The organism is Williamsia sp., assembly GCF_036566845.1.
Taxonomy (GTDB): domain Bacteria; phylum Actinomycetota; class Actinomycetes; order Mycobacteriales; family Mycobacteriaceae; genus Williamsia.
On record NZ_DATCVM010000122.1, the window covers coordinates 29,744 to 49,257 of the forward strand.

The 19,514-nt window shown below is 66.1% G+C and carries 19 protein-coding genes; 13 read left to right on the forward strand and 6 right to left on the reverse strand.

From position 1 onward, the window contains the following. Nucleotides 1-105: 105 nt before the first annotated feature. Nucleotides 106-1,605 (reverse strand): dolichyl-phosphate-mannose--protein mannosyltransferase, encoded by a 1,500-nt coding sequence (locus tag VIQ49_RS11430; RefSeq protein WP_331884602.1) that lies wholly within the window; start codon nt 1,603-1,605, stop codon nt 106-108. 148 nt (nt 1,606-1,753) lie between these two features. Here VIQ49_RS11430 and rsmI point away from each other — a divergent pair, with 148 nt between their 5' ends. Next, a complete protein-coding gene (gene rsmI / locus VIQ49_RS11435) occupies nt 1,754-2,605 on the forward strand; it encodes a 16S rRNA (cytidine(1402)-2'-O)-methyltransferase (RefSeq protein WP_331884564.1) in 852 nt (283 codons plus the stop codon). Here rsmI and VIQ49_RS11440 read toward each other — a convergent pair whose 3' ends face one another. Genes VIQ49_RS11440 through VIQ49_RS11455 form a run of 4 tightly spaced genes read right to left on the reverse strand, consistent with a single transcriptional unit; the run spans nt 2,606 to nt 6,645 of the window. Further along, nucleotides 2,606-3,805, reverse strand: a complete 1,200-nt coding sequence (locus VIQ49_RS11440; protein WP_331884566.1) for an aminodeoxychorismate synthase component I — start codon at nt 3,803-3,805, stop codon at nt 2,606-2,608. It abuts the gene before it with no gap. After that, nucleotides 3,792-4,373, reverse strand: coding sequence for a class I SAM-dependent methyltransferase (locus tag VIQ49_RS11445; RefSeq protein WP_331884568.1), 582 nt, complete (start codon nt 4,371-4,373; stop codon nt 3,792-3,794). Before VIQ49_RS11445 ends, VIQ49_RS11440 begins: the two co-directional genes overlap by 14 nt. Before the next feature lie 6 nt (nt 4,374-4,379). Beyond that, the gene (gene metG, locus VIQ49_RS11450) at nt 4,380-5,933 is read right to left on the reverse strand and encodes a methionine--tRNA ligase (protein ID WP_331884570.1); all 1,554 of its coding nucleotides are present in this window, start codon (nt 5,931-5,933) and stop codon (nt 4,380-4,382) included. A gap of 55 nt (nt 5,934-5,988) precedes the next feature. After that, nucleotides 5,989-6,645 (reverse strand): hypothetical protein, encoded by a 657-nt coding sequence (locus VIQ49_RS11455; protein ID WP_331884572.1) that lies wholly within the window; start codon nt 6,643-6,645, stop codon nt 5,989-5,991. Between the two features lie 60 nt (nt 6,646-6,705). On the opposite strand from VIQ49_RS11455, the gene VIQ49_RS11460 reads away from it, so the two are divergent. Beyond that, nucleotides 6,706-7,143, forward strand: a complete 438-nt coding sequence (locus VIQ49_RS11460; RefSeq protein ID WP_331884574.1) for a TIGR03668 family PPOX class F420-dependent oxidoreductase — start codon at nt 6,706-6,708, stop codon at nt 7,141-7,143. 24 nt (nt 7,144-7,167) lie between these two features. On the opposite strand, the gene VIQ49_RS11465 is transcribed toward VIQ49_RS11460, so the two are convergent. After that, a complete protein-coding gene (locus VIQ49_RS11465) occupies nt 7,168-8,091 on the reverse strand; it encodes an alpha/beta hydrolase (protein WP_331884576.1) in 924 nt (307 codons plus the stop codon). An 85-nt stretch (nt 8,092-8,176) separates the two neighbouring features. Between VIQ49_RS11465 and VIQ49_RS11470 the strand changes: the two genes are divergently transcribed. The 11 genes from VIQ49_RS11470 to VIQ49_RS11520 all read left to right on the forward strand — a co-directional run. Continuing rightward, nucleotides 8,177-9,022, forward strand: a complete 846-nt coding sequence (locus VIQ49_RS11470) for a PhzF family phenazine biosynthesis protein (RefSeq protein WP_331884578.1) — start codon at nt 8,177-8,179, stop codon at nt 9,020-9,022. A 1-nt stretch (nt 9,023) separates the two neighbouring features. Beyond that, nucleotides 9,024-9,923, forward strand: a complete 900-nt coding sequence (locus tag VIQ49_RS11475; protein WP_331884580.1) for a TatD family hydrolase — start codon at nt 9,024-9,026, stop codon at nt 9,921-9,923. Nucleotides 9,924-9,969: 46 nt separating this feature from the next. Further along, complete coding sequence (locus VIQ49_RS11480; RefSeq protein ID WP_331884582.1) at nt 9,970-11,091, forward strand: transglycosylase family protein; 1,122 nt, start codon at nt 9,970-9,972, stop codon at nt 11,089-11,091. Between the two features lie 48 nt (nt 11,092-11,139). Then, nucleotides 11,140-11,994, forward strand: coding sequence for a 16S rRNA (adenine(1518)-N(6)/adenine(1519)-N(6))-dimethyltransferase RsmA (gene rsmA / locus VIQ49_RS11485; RefSeq protein ID WP_331884584.1), 855 nt, complete (start codon nt 11,140-11,142; stop codon nt 11,992-11,994). Between the two features lie 24 nt (nt 11,995-12,018). Further along, nucleotides 12,019-12,957, forward strand: coding sequence for a 4-(cytidine 5'-diphospho)-2-C-methyl-D-erythritol kinase (locus VIQ49_RS11490; protein ID WP_331884586.1), 939 nt, complete (start codon nt 12,019-12,021; stop codon nt 12,955-12,957). After that, the gene (locus tag VIQ49_RS11495; RefSeq protein WP_331884588.1) at nt 12,954-14,768 is read left to right on the forward strand and encodes an ABC-F family ATP-binding cassette domain-containing protein; all 1,815 of its coding nucleotides are present in this window, start codon (nt 12,954-12,956) and stop codon (nt 14,766-14,768) included. The genes VIQ49_RS11490 and VIQ49_RS11495 overlap by 4 nt, the downstream gene beginning before the upstream one ends. A gap of 15 nt (nt 14,769-14,783) precedes the next feature. Further along, nucleotides 14,784-15,785: an enoyl-CoA hydratase/isomerase family protein gene (locus VIQ49_RS11500; protein WP_331884590.1), complete on the forward strand. Its 1,002-nt coding sequence runs from the start codon at nt 14,784-14,786 to the stop codon at nt 15,783-15,785. Nucleotides 15,786-16,429: 644 nt separating this feature from the next. After that, the gene (locus VIQ49_RS11505) at nt 16,430-17,068 is read left to right on the forward strand and encodes a transglycosylase SLT domain-containing protein (protein ID WP_331884592.1); all 639 of its coding nucleotides are present in this window, start codon (nt 16,430-16,432) and stop codon (nt 17,066-17,068) included. Nucleotides 17,069-17,261: 193 nt separating this feature from the next. After that, the gene (locus VIQ49_RS11510; RefSeq protein WP_331884594.1) at nt 17,262-17,888 is read left to right on the forward strand and encodes a TetR/AcrR family transcriptional regulator; all 627 of its coding nucleotides are present in this window, start codon (nt 17,262-17,264) and stop codon (nt 17,886-17,888) included. A 44-nt stretch (nt 17,889-17,932) separates the two neighbouring features. Further along, entirely contained in the window at nt 17,933-19,162 is a 1,230-nt protein-coding gene (locus VIQ49_RS11515) for an alanine racemase (RefSeq protein WP_331884604.1), read from the forward strand. Continuing rightward, nucleotides 19,159-19,514: FAD-binding protein (locus VIQ49_RS11520; protein ID WP_331884596.1), on the forward strand; the 356-nt coding region annotated here is incomplete at its 3' end. The genes VIQ49_RS11515 and VIQ49_RS11520, both read left to right, overlap by 4 nt.

Sequence of the window (19,514 nt, forward strand, 5' to 3'; positions counted from 1 at the left end):
CAGCGGCCCGATCGGCAGCTGCTACCCGCACGGTGGGCGGGTGAAACGGCCCGATCGACGGCTGAAAGGGCACGTTCGACGGTGGCCGGTGGGCGGGCCGGCGGGTCAGGCCCAGCTCGGTAGCCAGATCTGCAGGTTCCAGATCTCCCGGCTGATAGGGGATCCGGTGAGGATCGGCCACATCCACATGAAATTCAGGACCACGAGTCCGATGTAGATGCTGACACCGACCGCACCGACGAGTCGCCATTCATAGGGGTTCTTGCGCGCCTTTCGGCTCGCCGCCAGGACATCGCCGACGATCAATGCCAGCCCCATGATCAGGAACGGTGCCATGGCGGTGCCGTAGAAGAAGTACATCTGGCGATCGAGGTTGGCGAACCAGGGGAGGTATGCCGCGCCGTATCCGGTCAGGACCACCGCGTACCGCCAGTCCCGCCGGACGAACATCCGCCACAGACCCCACGCCAGCATCGGCAGCGCCAGCCACCACAGGATGGGGGTGCCGATGAACATCATCGCGCGCACGCAGTCCGACTCGCCGCACTGGTCGGGGCCGTACTCGATGTAGTACAACATCGGGCGCAGACTCATCGGCCACGTCCACGGCTTGGACTCCCAGGGGTGATGATTGCCCGCGGAGTTGGTCAGATGCGAGTGGAAATCGAGTACGCCGGACTCGTAATACCAGAGCGAGCGCAGGGCGTCGGGCACCCAGGCGAACGGCCCATCGGTGCTGATCTGCCTGCCGACCTCATAGCGGTAGACGGCCGTCTCGGAGGCGAACCACGGGGCAAAAGTGGCGAGGTACACCAGGATCGGTGTGACGCCGAGGGAGAACCCGGTGGGGATCAGGTCTCGGATCAGTACGCCGCGCCACGGACGCCGGACCCCGTATGCGCGCCGCGTCGCGACATCGAATCCGAGCGACAGCACAACGAAGAACACGACGAAATAGATGCCCGACCACTTCGTGCCGCAGGCCAGGCCGAGCAGGATCGCCGCGCCGAAACGCCACCATCGAAAGCCCAGCCGCGGACCGTAGACCGAGTCGGCCATCCGTCCCTCGAGGTGGACCCGGTGCATCCGCGCACGCATCTGATCGCGGTCGCACACGATGCACGACAACGCCGCGACCACAAAGAAGATCTGGAAGATGTCGAGCAGCCCGGTGCGGGATGCGACAAAAGTGACGCCGTCGCAGATGAGCAGTACCCCGGCGATCGCGCCGACCAGCGTCGACCGGGTGAGCCGGCGGACCAGCCGGATGACGATGAGGATCATCAGCGTCCCGCAGACGGCGGACATGAAACGCCAGCCCCACGCGTCGTAGCCGAAGATCCACTCGCCGATCGCGATCATCCACTTGCCGACCGGCGGATGCACCACCAACCCGTAGGCGGGGTTGTCCTCGAGCCAGTTGTCGCCGGTGAGGACCTGCCAGGCCTGCGGGACGTAATGCTTCTCGTCGAAGACAGGGGTGCCGTTGTCGGTGGGCGAACCGAGATTGATGAACCGGGTCAGCGCACCGATGAAGGTGAGGACCAGCGTGACGATCCAGCCGCGCCTGCGGTCGGTGGCACCGAACACCGGGGCCGGGATGATGCGGGCCTCGTCGGGGGTGTTTCCGAGGTCTTCGGCATGGGTTCCGGGGAGCTCTCCCCGGATCCGGCGGGTGTTGACCGAGTCCTCCGGCGTGGAGATCTCGAGCGGCGGGGAGAACGTCACGGGGCCAATCGTAGGCTGTGTGGTGATGAACTCTCCGGAACCGCACGGCCAACTGGTACTCGCAGCGACCCCGATGGGTCATCTCGACGACGCCTCGACCCGATTGAAGGCGGCGATGGCCAGTGCCGATGTGGTCGCAGCCGAAGACACCCGCCGGGCGCGGGCCCTGGCAGCGGGATTGGGTGTGACGATCACCGGCAGGATCGTGAGCTACTACGACCAGGTGGAGGCGCAGCGCACGCCCGCTCTGGTCGAGGAGGTGCGGTCCGGGGCGACCGTGCTGGTGATCACCGACGCGGGGATGCCGTCGGTGTCCGACCCCGGTTACCGGCTGGTGGTGGCCTGCGCCGAGGCGCACCTGCCGATCACATGTCTGCCGGGCCCGTCGGCGGTCACCACCGCACTCGCGGTGTCGGGCCTTCCCGTCGAACGGTTCTGCTTCGACGGCTTTGCTCCGCGTAAGCCCGGACAACGCAAGACCTGGTTGTCTGCCTACATCGAGGAGCCGCGGACCGCGGTGTTCTTCGAGGCGCCACACCGGCTCGCCGAATGCCTCGGCGACGCCGTGGAGATCCTCGGACCCGATCGTCGGGCAGCGGTGTGCCGGGAACTGACCAAGACCTACGAGGAAGTGCGACGGGGGACGCTGGCCGAGCTGGCGTCGTGGGCCGCCGACGGCGTACGAGGGGAGATCACCGTGGTACTCGAGGGTGCTGTCGCCGGTGCCCCCGACATCGACGATCTGGTGGCGCAGGCCGAGGAGCTGGTTGCCTCGGGGACCCGGCTGAAGGAGGCCTGCGCGCAGTTGGCGCTACGCTCCGGTGCGTCGAAACGCGAACTGTACGAGGCGGTGCTGGCCGCGCGGTCAGCCGAGTGATCAGTCGTCGATACCGACGCGATCGGCATGCCGATGAAGACCGATGATCGCGGCGGCCTTGTCGAGGCACTCCTGCCACTCGCTCGCCGGGTCGGAGTCGATGGTGATGCCGCCGCCGACGCCGAGGTGGGCTGATCCGTCCGGCGACACCTGGACCGTCCGGATCGCGACGTTGAGGTCGAGGTCGCCGTCGGGTGCGGCGACACCGATGGCGCCGCAGTACACACCGCGTGGGAACTGCTCCCATCCGGTAAGCAGTTCGCGGGCCCGGATCTTGGGTGTCCCGGTGACCGACGCGGGCGGAAAGGTCGCGTCGATGAGTTCGCTGTGGGTGACAGCCTGGCCGAGCGTGGCCTGCACCGTCGACACCAGGTGCCAGACACCCGGTGCGGGATGGACCTTCAACAGCTCGGTGACGGTGACCGTACCCGGGACGGCGACGCGGCCCAGGTCGTTACGGACCAGGTCGACGATCATGATGTTCTCCGCCACGTCTTTGGCGGAGTCGAGTAGTTGACGTGGGTCGAGGTCGATGGGAAGTGTGCCCTTGATGGGGCTCGACCGGACCACCGAAGCGTGCCTGGTCAGAAATGTCTCGGGCGAGAATGACGCCACCGCGCCCCAATCGCCCTGCAGGAAAGCAGATTTCCTCGGCCGGGTGACGTCGGCCCCGTCCGCGAAGAAATGCGCCACCGAACCATCGACCTGACCGGTGAACCGAGTGCAGATGCAGGCCTGGTACACCTCACCCGCCCGGATCGCGTCGAGGCAGTCCTCGATCGCGGCCACGTGTGGCGCTCGATCGGGCGGCGACCAGTGCACCGACCAGTCGCTCCGGTGCTGCTCGACCAGAGCTGCCCGAACCCACTCGGGGCAGGGGCGGTCGGTGACCGACGACCACCACCAGGTACCCGATCGATCCTGGTGCAGGATGGCGTCGGTCGATCCACCCGCCGTCGCGGGCAGCGGCCCGTCGTCGGCGCGATCAGGAAATCCCAGGTAGCCGAACCAGAACTGTTGCGGGTGGTCGGGAAGGGTGTTGCCCTCGGTCAGCGTGATCGACGGTGCGATGACGGCGTCGGCGCCGAGCCAATCCCCGATCAGTGCCGCCGGTCCGGGCAGACCCAGTCGGCGGGTGTGGAAGTCCAGCGCCCGCAACACATCCGGTGCCGGCGCCGGACCCAGCTCAACGCTGCGCAACGAATCGCATTCCTTGCCCGAGGATCGCCGGCGAGATGGTCACCCGGACCAGTCCGGCGTCGGTGAATCCGTCGCGGAGCTCGTCGATGGTGATCAGCCGGTGGGGAGATCCGTCGTAGCGGTGGATGAACGACGTCACCGGCGCGCGCACCAGGTCGTACCCGACCAGGCTGCCGCCGGGACGCAACACGCGCGCGATCTCGCTCAGGGCCGCCGGCCATTCGACAACATGATGGAGCATCAGGAAGCTCAGCACGGTGTCGAAGCTGTTGTCCTCAAAGGGAAGTGCCGTGACATCGGCGACCTGCGTATGAGCACGGTCACCGAACTCGGATAGCCGGGTCCGGGCGTCGTCGACCATCACCGGATCGATGTCGGTGGCCGTCACGGTGATGCCCGGATGCTCCTTCAGGAGCCGGGCGGCCATCACGCCGCTGCCCGATCCGATCTCCAAGACGTCGGCACCCAGTTGCTGATCCGAGCTGCTCCAGCCCACCAGAGCCGTTGCCACCGGTCGCCATATCGCGCTCTGGCAGAAGATCCGCTCGATTCGCGACATGGCCGGCATCAGGCCTCAGTCCTTCGGAGCTTCGTAACGCGGGAAGATCGGTGTCGGCTTGGGAAGGGTGGTGCCGGCGGTGAGGCGCTGCGCGATGGCATCGAAGTTGCGCGAATCCGGCTTGACCACAAGCTGATCGAGCAGGCGCGACGTCGATTCCGGCATGGCCGGCTGCGTGAGCAACGCCGCGATGCGGACTACCTCGGCGCAGATATACAGCACGGTGCCGGTGCGTTCGAGGTCGGTCTTCGCCAGCTTCCACGGCTCTTCGACCGAGATGTACTTGTTGGTGTCGCCGAGGACTTCCCAGATCTTCTCGAGAGCCGAATGCATTGCCTGCTGGTCGAAGTCGGTCCGGACACGGTCGAGCAGTCCATCGGCTTTCGCGAGCAATTCGTTGTCAGTGTCGGTGAGGTTCACCGGGGCCGGGAGCACACCGTCGAAATACTTGCCCACCATCGACAGGGTGCGCTGGGCGAGGTTGCCGAGTTCGTTGGACAGGTCGGCGTTGACGCGCGCGACGATGGCGTTGTGGCTGTACGAGCCGTCCTGCCCGTAGGGCACCTCACGCAAACAGAAGAACCGGATCGGATCGAGTCCGAATTCGCCGATCAGGACGGCGGGGTCGACGACGTTGCCCACCGACTTGCTCATCTTCTCGCCGCTGTTGAGCAGGAAGCCGTGTGCGAAGACACGTTTGGGCAGTTCGATCCCGGCGCTCATCAGAAATGCGGGCCAGTAGACGCAGTGGAACCGGATGATGTCCTTGCCGATGATGTGGAGATCTGCCGGCCAGAACTTCTTGAACTTCTCCGAGTCGGTGTCGGGGAAGCCGGTGGCGGTGAGGTAATTCGTGAGCGCATCGACCCAGACGTACATGACGTGGTCGTCGTCGCCGGGCACCTTCACACCCCAGTCGAAGGTGGTGCGTGAGATCGACAGATCACGGAGGCCGCCGCGCACAAAACTGGAGACCTCGTTGCGGCGGGTGGCCGGGCCGATGAACTCGGGATGCTCCTCGTAGAGCGCGAGGAGTTTGTCCTGATACGCGGAGAGCCGGAAGAAGTACGAGGCCTCCTCGGTCCACTCGACGGGCGTACCCGACTCGGTCGCGATCCGGCTGCCGTCGTCGAGGACGGTCAGTTCGGAATCGGCGTAAAAAGCTTCGTCGCGGACGGAGTACCAGCCGGAGAACGTGTCGAGGTAGATGTCGCCGTTCGACCTCATCCGCTCCCAGATGGCGCGGGATGCGACGTGGTGATCGGCGTCGGTGGTGCGGATGAACCGGTCGAAGCTGCTGCCCAGCATCTCCTGCAGTCCGCGGAAGGCGGCCGCGTTGCGATCGGCCAGCGCGCGGGTCTCGATGCCCTCGTTCTCGGCGGTCTGTTGCATTTTCTGGCCGTGCTCGTCGGTACCGGTGACAAACAGCACCTCGTGACCGTCGAGTCGCTTGAACCGCGCCAACGTGTCAGCGGAGATGTACTCGTAGGCGTGCCCGATGTGCGGTGCCCCGTTGGGGTATGCGATGGCCGTTGTGATGTAGAACGGCGGTTTTGTTGCAGAAGCCATGGTGACCACAGCTTATCGGCACTGATCTGGCGCCGGGATCCGGAGTGTGGTCAGGCTACGCGGGGTGCGATCCTTCGAGTCGGGGCGCAAACGATCGCGCGGCCGCGAGAGCCGCGTCGACGTCGAGTGCCCCTCCGTCGAACACCGACTCGAGGGTTGCCCGAGCCACGGCCGGACCTGCCGCCACCAGCGCTGCGACCGCGGCTGTGTCCACAGGCGGACTCTCTGCGGCTCCGGTGAGGTGTTCGTTGATCAGCTCGGCGCACTGGGCATCGGATCCGAAGGGGACGTTCAGGCTCGTGAACCCGTCATCGGCGTCATAGTCGGCACGATTCCACGTGCGACCGTCGAATCCGTAGATGAAGCCGACCCACATGCCCTCGGTGTCGATTCTCTCGAGGTGGGCGGTGATCACCGGCGACCACCACTGCGGGGTACCGGCGAGCAGATCGGTGGGGGTCTGACCGAAGTATTCGGCGGCATGACCGAAATACGTCTCCGAGTACTCGTGGTCGTGGCCTACGAGGACCGCCCGCCCGCCGTCCACCAACTGCAGATCTGCCCAGTTGCCGCCGCCGTCGTCGTAGTGCCAGGTGGTCGGGGTGGCGTATGCACCACGCGCCCAGCGCGGTCCCATGCCTGCGAGCGTGGCGGCAAATGCGGCCCAACGCGGACGAAGTTCGACGGGGGCCGGGAAGTCGACGCGGATCACGCCACGATGGTGCCCGAAATGCCCGATGTCGACCACTCGATGCGGCGCTAGTCTCGTGGTGTGAACGACATTGTCCCTCGTGCTGTCGACGACTTCGTCGTGAGCCGGTTCGCGATGGCGCCGGTCGCCAGGTTTGCCACCGTCACACCGGACCTCCGACCACACCAGGTGCCGGTGGTGTTCGCCGTCGACGGAGAGACGATCTACACGGCCGTGGACGGTAAGCCGAAGTCGACCCAGCGGTTGCGGCGGCTGGGGAACATCGAGGCGAACCCTCGGGTCTGCCTACTGGTCGACGAGTACGCGGAGAGCTGGGAGCAGCTGTGGTGGGTGCGCGCCGATGGCCGTGCGACGATCCACGCCGCGGGCGCCGAGGTGGATCGGGCTCGTGAACTCCTGCGGGCCAAGTACTTTCAGTATCGCAGCGTGTCCCTCGATGGTCCCGTGATCGCGGTGACCGTGACCAGATGGACGGCCTGGAGTGCGGCCGGGGAGTGATACCTGAGTTGTCAGCCCGTCGGGTCAGGGTTTGTGGACCGCGCGCGCGAAGTTCCCGGTCAGCTCGGAGATGATCTGTGGCCACAGCGGTTCGGGGATGTCATGGGCCATGTCCTTGATCAGGACGAACTTCGAACCCTTGACCGCCCGGGCGATCGCTCTGCCACCCGAAGGACGCATCAGGCCGTCGGCGCTGCCGTGGATCACGACGGTCGGCGCCGTGATCGCGCCGGCATACGGCTTGAGGCTGCCGGTGCCCATCACCGCGGCCGACTGACGCACGATGCCCGCCGGGTCGTGCGCGCGGTCGTACGCGAGGGTCGCCCGACGAATCGACTCATCCCACGGCAGCGCGAACTTCGGGCTGCCGATGGTGCGAGCGGCCTTGGCGGCGGTCTCGATGTAATGCTCGCGAGTGGCCGTCGGACCCGGACCCGACAGCAACGCCTTCAGCTTGCGGGGATCCGGCGGCGGCAGGAATGCCTGGTTGGTGCTCGAGAACATGATCCCCACCGACATCACACGGTCCGTGTACTTGCCGGCGACGATCTGCGCGATCATCCCGCCCATGGATCCGCCGACGATGTGTGCCTCGCGGATCTCGAGGGCATCGAGCAGGCCAACGGCGTCTCCGGCCATGTCGACGAGGGTGTACGGCACATCACTGGGCTTGCCGAGTTCGTAGTTCGCCAGTCGCTTGAGCAATGAACCGCCGACCCGGACACCGTCGAGGTGTGTCGAGAGTCCGATGTCCCGGTTGTCGAACCGGATGACCCGGTAGCCCTGATCGACGATGCTCATGCAGAACGCGGTCTGCCAGAACGTCAACTGGGCGCTCAGCCCCATGATCAGGAGCACAGCGGGGTCATCGGGGTTGCCCAAGTCCTCGTAGGCGATCGTGATGTCGCCGACCTGCTCGGTACCCACCCGGTGATTGATCTCGGTCACAATCCGAAACCCTAGTGCACGTGTGCGCAGGACCTTTTCTCCAATCCATTGGCTAACCGCTGAAGTGGGCAGGCACAATCCACGCATGCCCCCGCGCCCATTCCAGCAAGTCGATGTGTTCGTGTCCGGACCACTCACCGGCAATCCCGTCGCCGTGGTGTTCGACGCCGACGACCTCGGTGACGATCAGATGCGCACGTTCGCTCAGTGGACCAACCTGTCCGAGACCACGTTTGTGTGCACCCCGCAGGATCCGGCGGCGGACTACTTTCTCCGGATCTTCACACCGGGCGGTGAATTGCCCTTTGCCGGCCACCCGACACTCGGTTCGGCGCACGCCTGGCTGGCAGCAGGCGGTGTGCCGAAGGGGGAGAAGGTCGTTCAGGAATGCGGTGTCGGTCTGGTCAACATCCGCCGGGACGGTGAGGCACTCGCGTTCGCGGCGCCGCCGCTGATCCGGTCCGGTGAGGTCGATGCCTCGGACCTCGATGTGGTCCGGGCCGCATTGGACCTGCGGCCGTCCGACGTCATCGCGGCGAGCTGGGTGGACAACGGGCCCGGCTGGATCGGGCTGCTGCTGGCATCGGGTCAGCAGGTCCTCGACATCGAACCGGACTTCGCCGCGCTCGGCGATCGCATGGTCGGTCTCATCGGTCCCTACCTCGGCGACACCGGACCCGACGATCATCCGGACTACGAGGTCCGGGGATTCGCTCCCGGTATCGGCGTGCCGGAGGATCCGGTGACCGGCAGCCTCAACGCCGGCCTCGCATGCTGGTTGCGCGCGCAGAAGATCGCGCCCGCCACCTATGTCGCCGCGCAGGGAGCTGCACTCGGCCGGGCCGGCCGCGTCCTCGTCAGTGACGACAACACCGATATCTGGGTAGGCGGCCGCAGCGTGACGGTCATCGCCGGTGAGGTCGATCTCTGACATGACTGATCAAGCGGACCCGGTCATCGCCGCTGAAGACAAGAGCAACAAGGAACTCAAGAAAGAGCGTCGGCGGACGCCGCCCCCGGACCCCGAACCACTGATCCCGTTGATCGACTCCCACACGCATTTGGCCGCCTGCGGTGGCCGCGACGCGGAGTCGGTCCGGGAGATCCTCGACCACGCCGAGGCGGCGGGCGTCCGGGCAGTGGTGACCGTGGCCGACGACATCGTCGATGCGCGGTGGGCCGTCGATGCCGCGCGGTGGGATCACCGGGCGTACGCGGCCGTGGCGTTGCATCCCACCCACGCGCATCAACTCGACGACGCGACCAAGGCCGAACTCGAAGAGATGCTCACCGACCCCCGTGTCGTGTCGGTGGGGGAAACCGGCCTCGACTACTACTGGCCCGGAAAGTCGAACGACTGCGCCACCGTCCCGCAACAGCATGAGGCCTTCGCCTGGCACATCGATCTCGCCAAGCGGATCGGCAAACCGTTGATGATCCACAATCGCGAAGCCGACCGAGATCTTCTCGACGTCCTCGAACGGGAAGGTGCGCCGCAGACGGTGATCATGCACTGCTTCTCCGGGGACGAAAAGGTCGCCGCAGAGTGTGTGGAGCGGGGTTACCTGCTCAGCTTCGCCGGGACGGTGAGCTTCAAGAACTCCACGGTCCTGCAGGCTGCGGCCCGTCTGGTGCCCGACGATCAGCTCCTGGTCGAGACCGACGCGCCGTTCCTGACGCCGCACCCGTACCGGGGCCGGCCGAACCAGTCGTACGTCCTTCCCTACACGGCGCGCGCCCTGGCAGAAGTGCGGGGGCAGGATCCAGCGGCCCTAGCCCAATCTGTTACCCAAAACGCGATCCGCGCATACGGCCTGGACCTGCAGCTTTAGCGTTTGCTTTGCGCAATCCACACCATGTCGTTATCTTGTTGTGATCATGTCTGTGCTTGCTCGTATCAACGAATCGACCTCGCGTACCCCACGCATCGCCATTGCGCTACTGCTCGCAGTACTCGTCGCCGGCGGTGTGATGGGGATCGCCGCCTACAAAAACGTCAAGATCGACGTCGACGGCAAGGTGATCCAGGTCTCCACGATGCGCGGCTCTGTCGACAGCATCCTCGACGAGCAGGGCTACGACCCGGCCGAGGGCGACCTCGTGCTGCCGGCTCCGGACAACGGCGTGGATGACGGCGAGACCATCACGCTGCACCGCCTCAAGACCCTGACGGTCAACGTCGACGGAGCGCCCCGCCAGATCCAGACCACCGCGGTCACCGTTGAGCAGGCGCTGGCACAGGTCGATCTGGCGTCCGAGGCCAACGACATCGAGGGCCCCGCCACCGACCAACTCCCGGTCTCCGGCGGCACCGTGAACGTCGTGCTCCCCAAGAAGGTGAAACTGACCGACGGATCAGAGACGTCCACCCCGCAGATCGCGGCGAAGACCGTCGCCGAACTGCTCGACGACACCGGCAAACCGCTGGCTCCGACCGACGAGGTCACACCGGCCGCAGACACACCGGTGACCGCCGACATGGACATCACCGTGACGCGGATCCGCACCGAGACCGTGACCGTCACCGAACCGGTGGCACCGCCGGAGAACAAGGTCGACGACCCGGAGCTGATCTCCGGTCGCACGATCGTCAAGGATCCCGGTCAGCCCGGTTCCGCCGAGGTCACTTACGAGGTGACCACCGTCAACGGCCAAGAGACCGAGAAGAAGAAGCTCGACTCGTCGGTCCAGGTCGAGCCGAAGCCCGCGACGGTGTCTGTGGGCACCAAACCGGGCGCGCCGTATGTCCCGCCGGGCTCGGTCTGGGACCAGCTCGCGCAGTGTGAGGCCACCGGAAACTGGGCCATCAACACCGGCAACGGTTTCTACGGTGGCGTGCAATTCGACCAGAACACCTGGGACCGCTGGGGCGGCCAGGAATATGCACCCCGCGCCGACCTCGCGACCCGCGAGGAACAGATCGCGATTGCAACCAAGACCCAGGCCGCGCAAGGATGGGGCGCATGGCCCTCTTGCTCGTCCAAACTCGGACTTCGTTGATCGACCGCAGCGCGACTGCCTCTCGGGCGGGACGCGGTTCTGAGTAACGTGCCCGCCCTGCTCGGCCCGGCGGAGATCCGCGAACTCGCGGCCGAACTCGACATCCGTCCCACCAAGACCCTCGGCCAGAACTTCGTTCACGACGCCAACACCGTCCGGCGCATCGTCACCGCCTCGGGAATCGGCGGCGACGATGTTGTGGTCGAGGTCGGGCCCGGGCTCGGGTCGTTGACCCTGGGTTTGCTCGCGGTGGCCAAAGAGGTGATCGCCGTCGAGATCGATCCCCGGCTCGCCGGGCGGTTGCCCACCACGGTCGCCGACCGTGCCCCGGACCAGGCCGACTCGCTCACCGTGGTCACCAAGGACGCGTTGCGCGTGGGTGCGCACGATCTGCCGACCGCACCGACGGCGCTGGTCGCGAACCTGCCGTACAACGTCGCGGTGCCGGTGTTGCTGCACCTGATGTCCGAGTTCCCGAGCATTCGCACGGCGTTGGTGATGGTGCAGCTCGAGGTCGCTCAGCGGCTCGCCGCCGGACCAGGTGGGCGCGTCTACGGGGTGCCCAGCGTCAAGGCGCGATTCTTCGGGGAGGTCTCCCAGGCCGGTTCGGTGGGACGTCACGTGTTCTGGCCCGAACCCAAGGTCGAATCCGGTCTGGTCCGGATCAGTCGGTACGCCGAGCCGCCGTGGCCGGTGGACGACACGCATCGTCGTCGTGTCTTCTCGGTGATCGACGCGGCATTTGCTCAGCGGCGCAAGACGTTACGGGCCGCTCTGTCGGGTCTTGCCGGTTCGGCCCCGGCCGCTGAGGAACTGCTCACCGCCGCCGGCATCGATCCCGGGCTCCGGGGTGAGCGCCTGGCCATCGAGGACTATGTGGCGCTGGCCGCGCAGCTCGATTAGCCGGGCCGCATAGACTTGGCGATCGTGTTGTCTGTTGTCCCACGCCCCGTCACGGTTCGGGTCCCCGCCAAGGTGAATCTGCACCTCGGTGTCGGCCTGCCCCGCCGTGACGGCTTTCACGAGCTGACCACCGTCTTCCAGGCGTTGTCCCTGCACGACACCGTCGCGGTGGCCCCGGCAGACTCGCTGTCGATCGTCGTCACGGGGGACAGCGCTCACGAGGTGCCACTCGACTCGAGCAATCTGGCGTGGCGTGCGGCAGAAGTGATGTCGCGGGTCGCCGGCCGGCCACCAGAGGTCACGATCACCATCAACAAGGGGATCCCGGTCGCCGGAGGTATGGCCGGAGGTTCGGCCGATGCCGCCGGCACATTGCTGGCGTTGTCCCGGCTCTGGCGTCTGGACATGGACCGCGACACCATGCTCACCCTCGCCGCCGAATTGGGAAGCGACGTACCGTTTTCCCTGCGCGGCGGCACCGCGCTCGGCACCGGTCGCGGGGAAAAACTCAACACCGTCCTGTCCCGCGGCGAGTACCACTGGGTACTGGCCGTGGCCCGGGAAGGCCTGAGTACCGCGCAGGTGTACCGCGAACTCGACCGGCTGCGCGAGACGAACTCGTCCGCCGACGACACCGGTACCTACACAGAATCTCCTGACGAGCTCCTGCAGGCGCTCGCCTCGGGAGACCCACAGAGAGTTGCAACTTTGCTACACAACGACATGCAGCCGGCCGCGCTGTCCATGCGCCCGGCACTGCGCCGCACACTACGGGCGGGCGTCGATGCCGGTGCCCTCTCCGGCATCGTCTCCGGGTCAGGGCCGACGGTTGCGTTCTTGTGCGCCGACGAGGCGGCGGCGGTGTCCACCGCGGCCGAGTTGTCGGGCGCGGGCGTATGCCGCGGTGTCCGCACCGCATCCGGTCCGGTCGGCGGCGCACGAGTGATCGAGGCCGCGCTGTGACCGCGCCCGGAAAACGTCAGGGTGCCAACCTCATCTCTGTCGAGAAGATCAGCAAATCGTTCGGTATCAAGCCGTTGCTCGAATCGGTGAGTCTGGGTGTGCAAGAGGGCGATCGCATCGGTGTTGTCGGGCTCAACGGTGGCGGCAAGACGACGTTGCTCGAGATCCTCGCCGGCATCGAACCGCCCGACGACGGGCGTGTGGCGCGCGGTACCGGGCTGCGGATGGCGGTGGTGACCCAGCGTGGGCACCTGCCTCCCGACCAGACGATCGGACAGATCGTCCTCGGCCCGCTCGGTGTTGCCGAACACGAATGGGCCGGTGACGCTCGCATCCGCTCGGTGCTCGCGGGTATCGGCATCGGTGAATTGGGTCTCGATACTCTCGTGACGGATTTGTCCGGTGGTCAGCGGCGTCGGGTCGCTTTGGCAGCGGCGCTCGTGCAGGAACTGGATCTGCTGATCCTCGACGAGCCCACCAACCATCTTGATCTCGAGGGCATCGCCTGGCTCGGCCGGCATCTTGTCGGTCGACGGAGCGCTCTGGTGGTCGTCACCCACGACCGCTGGTTCCTCGACACGGTCGCGACCACCACCTGGGAAGTGCAGAACGGCAAGGTCGAAAGCTACGAGGGCGGCTACAACGACTGGGTGTATGCCCGCGCCGAACGTGGCCGGCTCGCCGATGCAGCCGAAGAACGCCGACAGAACCTGGCGCGCAAGGAACTTGCCTGGCTGCGGCGTGGGCCCCCGGCCCGCACCTCCAAGCCGAAGTACCGGATCCAGGCCGCCGAAAAACTGATCGCCGATGTTCCCCCGCCACGAGATTCGGTGGCGCTGGCCAGTTTTGCCAAACGGCGCCTGGGCAAGGTCGTCATCGAACTCGAGGATGCCAAGCTCACCACCCCCGACGGCCGCGTCCTGATCGACGATCTGACGTGGCGTCTGGCACCGGGCGAACGTATCGGTCTGGTGGGTGTCAACGGCTCGGGCAAGTCGACGATGCTGCGAACCCTGGCCGGCGAATTGCCGCCGGCCTCGGGTCGTCGCATCGAAGGCCAGACGGTTGCGATCGGTTGGCTGCGTCAGGAACTCGACGATCTGCCGGTCGGCATGCGGGTGATCGAGGCCGTGGAAGATGTTGCCGGACATATCGAATTGGGCGGCAAGGACATGTCGGCCGGACAACTGGCCGAACGCCTCGGCTTCAGCCCGGCCCGGCAGCGCACACCGGTGGGTGACCTCTCCGGCGGTGAGCGTCGTCGGCTGCAGCTGACGCGGGTGCTGATGGCGCAGCCGAACGTGCTGCTGCTCGATGAGCCCACCAACGACCTCGACATCGACACGCTGCAACAGCTCGAGGATCTCCTCGACAACTGGGCCGGCACGCTGGTGGTCATCAGTCACGACCGGTTCCTGATCGAGCGGATCTGTGAGAGCACGTGGGCGCTGTTCGGTGACGGCAAACTCACCAATCTGCCCGGAGGCATCGAGCAATACCTCACGAAGCTGGCAAACGGGCCGGCCGCGGCGTCGGCCGTCCCGTCGACAGGTTCGGCCAAGCCTGCCGCATCTGCCGGTGGACCCGCCAAAGGTTCAGGCGCACTGCGGGACATGGAGAAGGCGCTCAAGAAGGTCGAACGCCAGGTGCAGCGCCTCGTCGCGCAAGAGGCCGACATCCACACGAAGCTCGCTGATGCGGCAACCTCGCCCGATCAGCTCATCGCCTTGGGTGTGGAACTGAAATCTGTTGTAGCGCAACGTGAAGCGGCTGAAGAGTCGTGGATGGAACTAGCCGAAGAGCTCGGCTGACCAGGAGGTAAAGCGGTGTCGTTCATTCGGACCAGGGTCGCCAATGGTGTCGGTGAGATCATCCTCGATCGTCCCAAGGCGCTCAACGCGCTCGACCAGACGATGGTCGATGACATGTTTGTCGTCCTCAAGGACTGGGTCGGCGATCCGCAGGTGCAGTCGGTGCTCGTCACGTCGGCGAGCGACCGTGCTTTCTGTGCGGGCGGCGACATCCGGGCCATCCGCGATGCCGCGCTCGCCGGGGACCACGCATCGGTGACCCGATACTTCAGTGCGGAGTACGAACTCGATCAGCTGGTCGCCGACTTCCCGAAGCCGTACATCGCGTTGATCGACGGTCCCGCACTCGGCGGCGGTCTCGGGATCAGCGTGCACGGTGAGGTCCGGGTGGTCAGTGAGAAGGCGATGATCGCGATGCCGGAAACGGCCATCGGCTTCATGCCGGACGTCGGCTCCACATATTTCCTCCCTCGGCTGCCTGCCGGCGTGGGCCTGTGGCTCGGCCTGACAGGTGCCCGGGTGCACGGCAGCGACGCGGTGGCCATCGGTCTGGCCACCCACCATGTGCCCAGCGCCGAGTTCGGTGGCCTCGCCGATGACATCCGGTCGGGGATGCCGCTCGCGCAGGCGTTGTCCGGGCGGACCGAAACGGTGTCGGGGACGTCGTTGCCGCTGGCGAAGATCGCCGAGTACTTCAGTGACGACCCGGTGGCGGCGATCGTCGGCGGACTGCGCGGTGCTGTCGGCGACGACTGGGCGGCGCAGACCGTGGCCCAGCTCGATGCGGCTTCGCCGACCAGCCTCGTGGTGACCGCCGCACTGATCGAACTCGGGGCGCGCTCCACGCTGGACGAATGCCTCGAGCGTGAGCTCCACGCTGCCGAGCAGATCACCCGGACCCCGGACTTCGCCGAAGGGGTGCGGGCCGTTCTGGTGGACAAAGACCGCAATCCCGCGTTCAGCCCGGCCGAGCTCGCCGACGTCGACCTGGAGCTCGTGACCCGCATCATCGGCTGAAAGCGTCAGCACCGTCGAAACTCCGTCACGCACTGTGAGTTTCGACACTCTGATCAGGCATTGCGACGGCTGGTCGTCGGCTGAAACCGCGTCGCCCCGCGTCCGGAGTTCCGGGGTGGGAAGGTGTCCGATTGAACCGGTTCACCCCGTTTCGGGGCCTTCTGCGCACTTTTCGCCGACGAATCGTGTGAAACGGATCACGTTGCGTAGTTGCGGCGAATCTGCAGCGCACGCCGCCTTTTTGGCTTGACAGCTGGTTGCGGAAATTGCTGAGCCGGCCAGATTTGGGCCGTTGTCATTGGACTTTTCTCAGCTACGTATATCAATCTGTTATCAACCGCTTACGCAGACGTGATGTTTGCGGCACGAGAAATGTGGAGTGGTTATGCGGATTCCACCCGCATGCGCAATCCGCGGATTTCGCTGCGGCTACCGGGGCTGACATCGCCACCGTGGCCGCCTGAGCGATTCTCGCGTGGACCTGAATCAGCTGGGTCGGTTGGAGCATGCGCCGGGACGGCAACGTCCTTGTTTTACAAGTTCATTGTCAGCGATGACCGAATTCGGCCGGGGAATGCACGTGCACCTCGGTGGTTGTCTGCTGCCCGCCGACAGGCGGACCGATCACATCAGGAACCAGTTATATGTTCGTTCTCTCGAAATTGCTCCACGATGCCCGGACCGGCGCATCACGCACGCACGTCCGCTACGTCGCGGGCGCCGCCACGCTGGCGGTTGCTGCCACGATCACCGCCGGGGCGATCAGCACCGTCGATCCTGCCAACGCCGAGTCGCCGGCCGCCGTCTCGACGCCTGCCGTCGAGTCGACCCAGGCGGAAACGACTCAGAGTCAAGCGCCTGCTCCGGCACCCACGACACCCGCGGAGCCCGCTCCGGCGCCGGTCCAGATGGCCGCGCAAGAGCCTGTCGTGGCTCCGGCGCCACCGCCGGCCCCGGTGTACGCGGACAACCTCGACGGCTGGATTCGTCAGTCGCTGGACATCCTGGCCTCGAAGAACATCCCGGCGAGCTACGACGGGATCATGCGCAACATCATGCGGGAGTCGACCGGCAACCCGCAGGCCATCAATCTGTATGACTCGAATGCCGCTGCCGGCATCCCCTCCAAGGGTCTCCTCCAGGTCATCGACCCGACCTTTGCCGCGTACCACGTGGAAGGCACCGCGTTCGACATCTGGAACCCGGTCTCCAACATCGTCGCCGCCTGCAACTATGCGGCGCATCGGTACGGCTCCATGGACAACGTGAACTCTGCCTACTGAGGTTGCCCGCCGCGGGACGACAACAAACGCTCCGCTTTTGCAAAGACGCTCCACAAACATGTGGAGCGTCTTTGTATAGGCGGAGCGTTTTCGGCGTTGAGGTGGCCAGTTCGGTCGAATTGGCCTAGCCTCGCGGGAAAGCAGTGGGTCGTTTGACCCACATCTGAGCGGGTCGGGGGCTGTGGTGGCGCGGATGCCGGTGGACGTACGGCGTGATCTGCTGGTTCGCGCTGCATTCCGGGTCATCGCCGACCACGGGGTGGAAGCGGCGACCACACGCAGGATCTGCGCCGAGGCCGACATGTCCCTCGCGAGCTTCCACTACGCCTTCGAATCCAGGGACGAACTGCTGGCCGAACTCGTCGCCCGGGGCACCTCCGACGAACAGGCGTCGATCATCGCGCCCCTGGCGCCCCCGGATCCGACGGACGTCGACACCGAGTGGAAGCTCCCCGACGACATCGCCACGCTGATCAAGGCGGGTCTGATGTCATACCTGGAGAGTGTGGTCGCCGACCCCAAACGGGAGGCGGCGATGATCACGCTTGCCCAATACGCCCGACGCACCGAAGGCCTCGAACACTTCGCGACCCGTCTGTACACCCGCTACTACGAAATCGCGCAGACATCGCTGGAGGTGGCTGCCACCGCGATGGGTGCCACCTGGTCGACAGATCCGGAGTACCTGGCGCCGCTGGTGGTCGCAGCGACCGACGGTCTGACTCTGGCTTACCTCAACACCGGTGACCGGGTGATCGCCGAGCGAATCATTGATGCCACGGTCGCCGCGCTCCTCGGCCATCTGAAGGACGAGCCATGATCTCTGACCTCAACGTGACCGATCTCGCCCTGGCCGCATCGTCGATGCGCCCGGATTGGCCCTGGGCGGCGGATCCCGAATCATATTGGGGTGCAATAGACAACGCGGTCCGGGACCACGGTGACCCCGATGGCCCGGTGGCGGTCCTGGAGCTGACCGCGTTGCGGCACAATCTGGCCGATCTCCGGTCCAGGGCCGGCGGGGTGCCGATCCGGGTGGCCTCGAAGTCGCTGCGGGTCAGGTCGGTCATCGAGCAGATCCTCGCCGTGGAGGGATTCGCCGGGGTGCTCGCCTACGATGTGGCAGAAGCGCATTGGCTCGCCATGGCCGGCGACGTCCGTGATGTGCTGGTCGGCTATCCCAGTACCAGCCGCCATGCGATTGCAGCCCTGGCAGCCGATCCTGTTGCCGCGCAGCGGGTCACGCACCTCGTCGATTCGGTGGAGCAGGTCGACCTCATCGAGGCGGCGGTTGCCGGGGCGTGCGGGCCGGTGCGGATCGCCATCGACCTCGATGCCTCGTACAAGTCGCCGATACTCGGGCATGTCGGTGTTCGCAGATCTCCGATCCGGACCGTGGCCGAAGCGGTCGGCCTGGCCACCGAGATCGTCAACCGACCCGGGATGACACTGGTCGGTTTGATGTCCTACGAGGCGCAGGTGGCCGGAGTCGGCAACGAGGTCGATGGAAAACGGCTGCGGAACAATGTCATCAACGATATCCAGCGACGGTCGATGGACGAACTGATCGGACGCAGGGCAGGTGTCGTCGCCGCGCTCGGGCAGATCGCCGACCTCGAGTTCGTCAACGCCGGGGGCACCGGGTCGATCGAGGCCACGGCCGCCGATCCGTCGGTGACCGACATCGCGGCGGGCAGTGGGTTCTTCGGCGGCCACCTCTTCGACAGTTACGCGCACTTCAAACCGGCCCCGGCGATGGCCTTCGGACTGGCGGTGGTTCGGATTCCGGCCCGCGGGATGGTCACGTGCCTGGGCGGTGGATGGATCGCGTCGGGTCCGCCCGGTGACGATCGGCTACCGCTGCCGACCTGGCCGCCGGGTCTGAGCTACCTCAGCCGCGAGGCCGCCGGTGAGGTCCAGACGCCGCTGCGCGGAAAGTCCGCCCACACGCTGTCGGTGGGCGACCGGGTGTGGTTGCGCCACACGAAGTCCGGTGAGTTGAGCGAACACGTGAACACGATCCTGGTGGTCGATCATGGAGTTGTCGTCGGCGAACTGCCGAGCTACCGCGGTGAAGGGAAGCAGTTTCTGTGAGCGGCCCGCAGGTGTGGCGCAATTGGGGCCGTACGGAATCGGTGGCACCGCAGCGAGTGGTCCGGCCGCGCGATGCGCACGAGGTGGCGGCGGTGGTGACCGAGGCGCGAGCGAGCGGGGTGACGGTCAAGCCGGTCGGGTCGGGTCACAGCTTCAGCGCGGTTGCCGTGGCCCCGGGTGTCCAGCTCGACATGACCGCGATGCGCGGGTTGGTCTGCGTCGACGCGACCGCCGGACAGGTGACGCTTCGAGCCGGAACCACACTGCATCAGATCCCGGACCTCCTTGCGCCGCATGGTTTGGCGATGCCGAACCTCGGAGATGTCGATGCGCAGACGATCTCCGGAGCGAC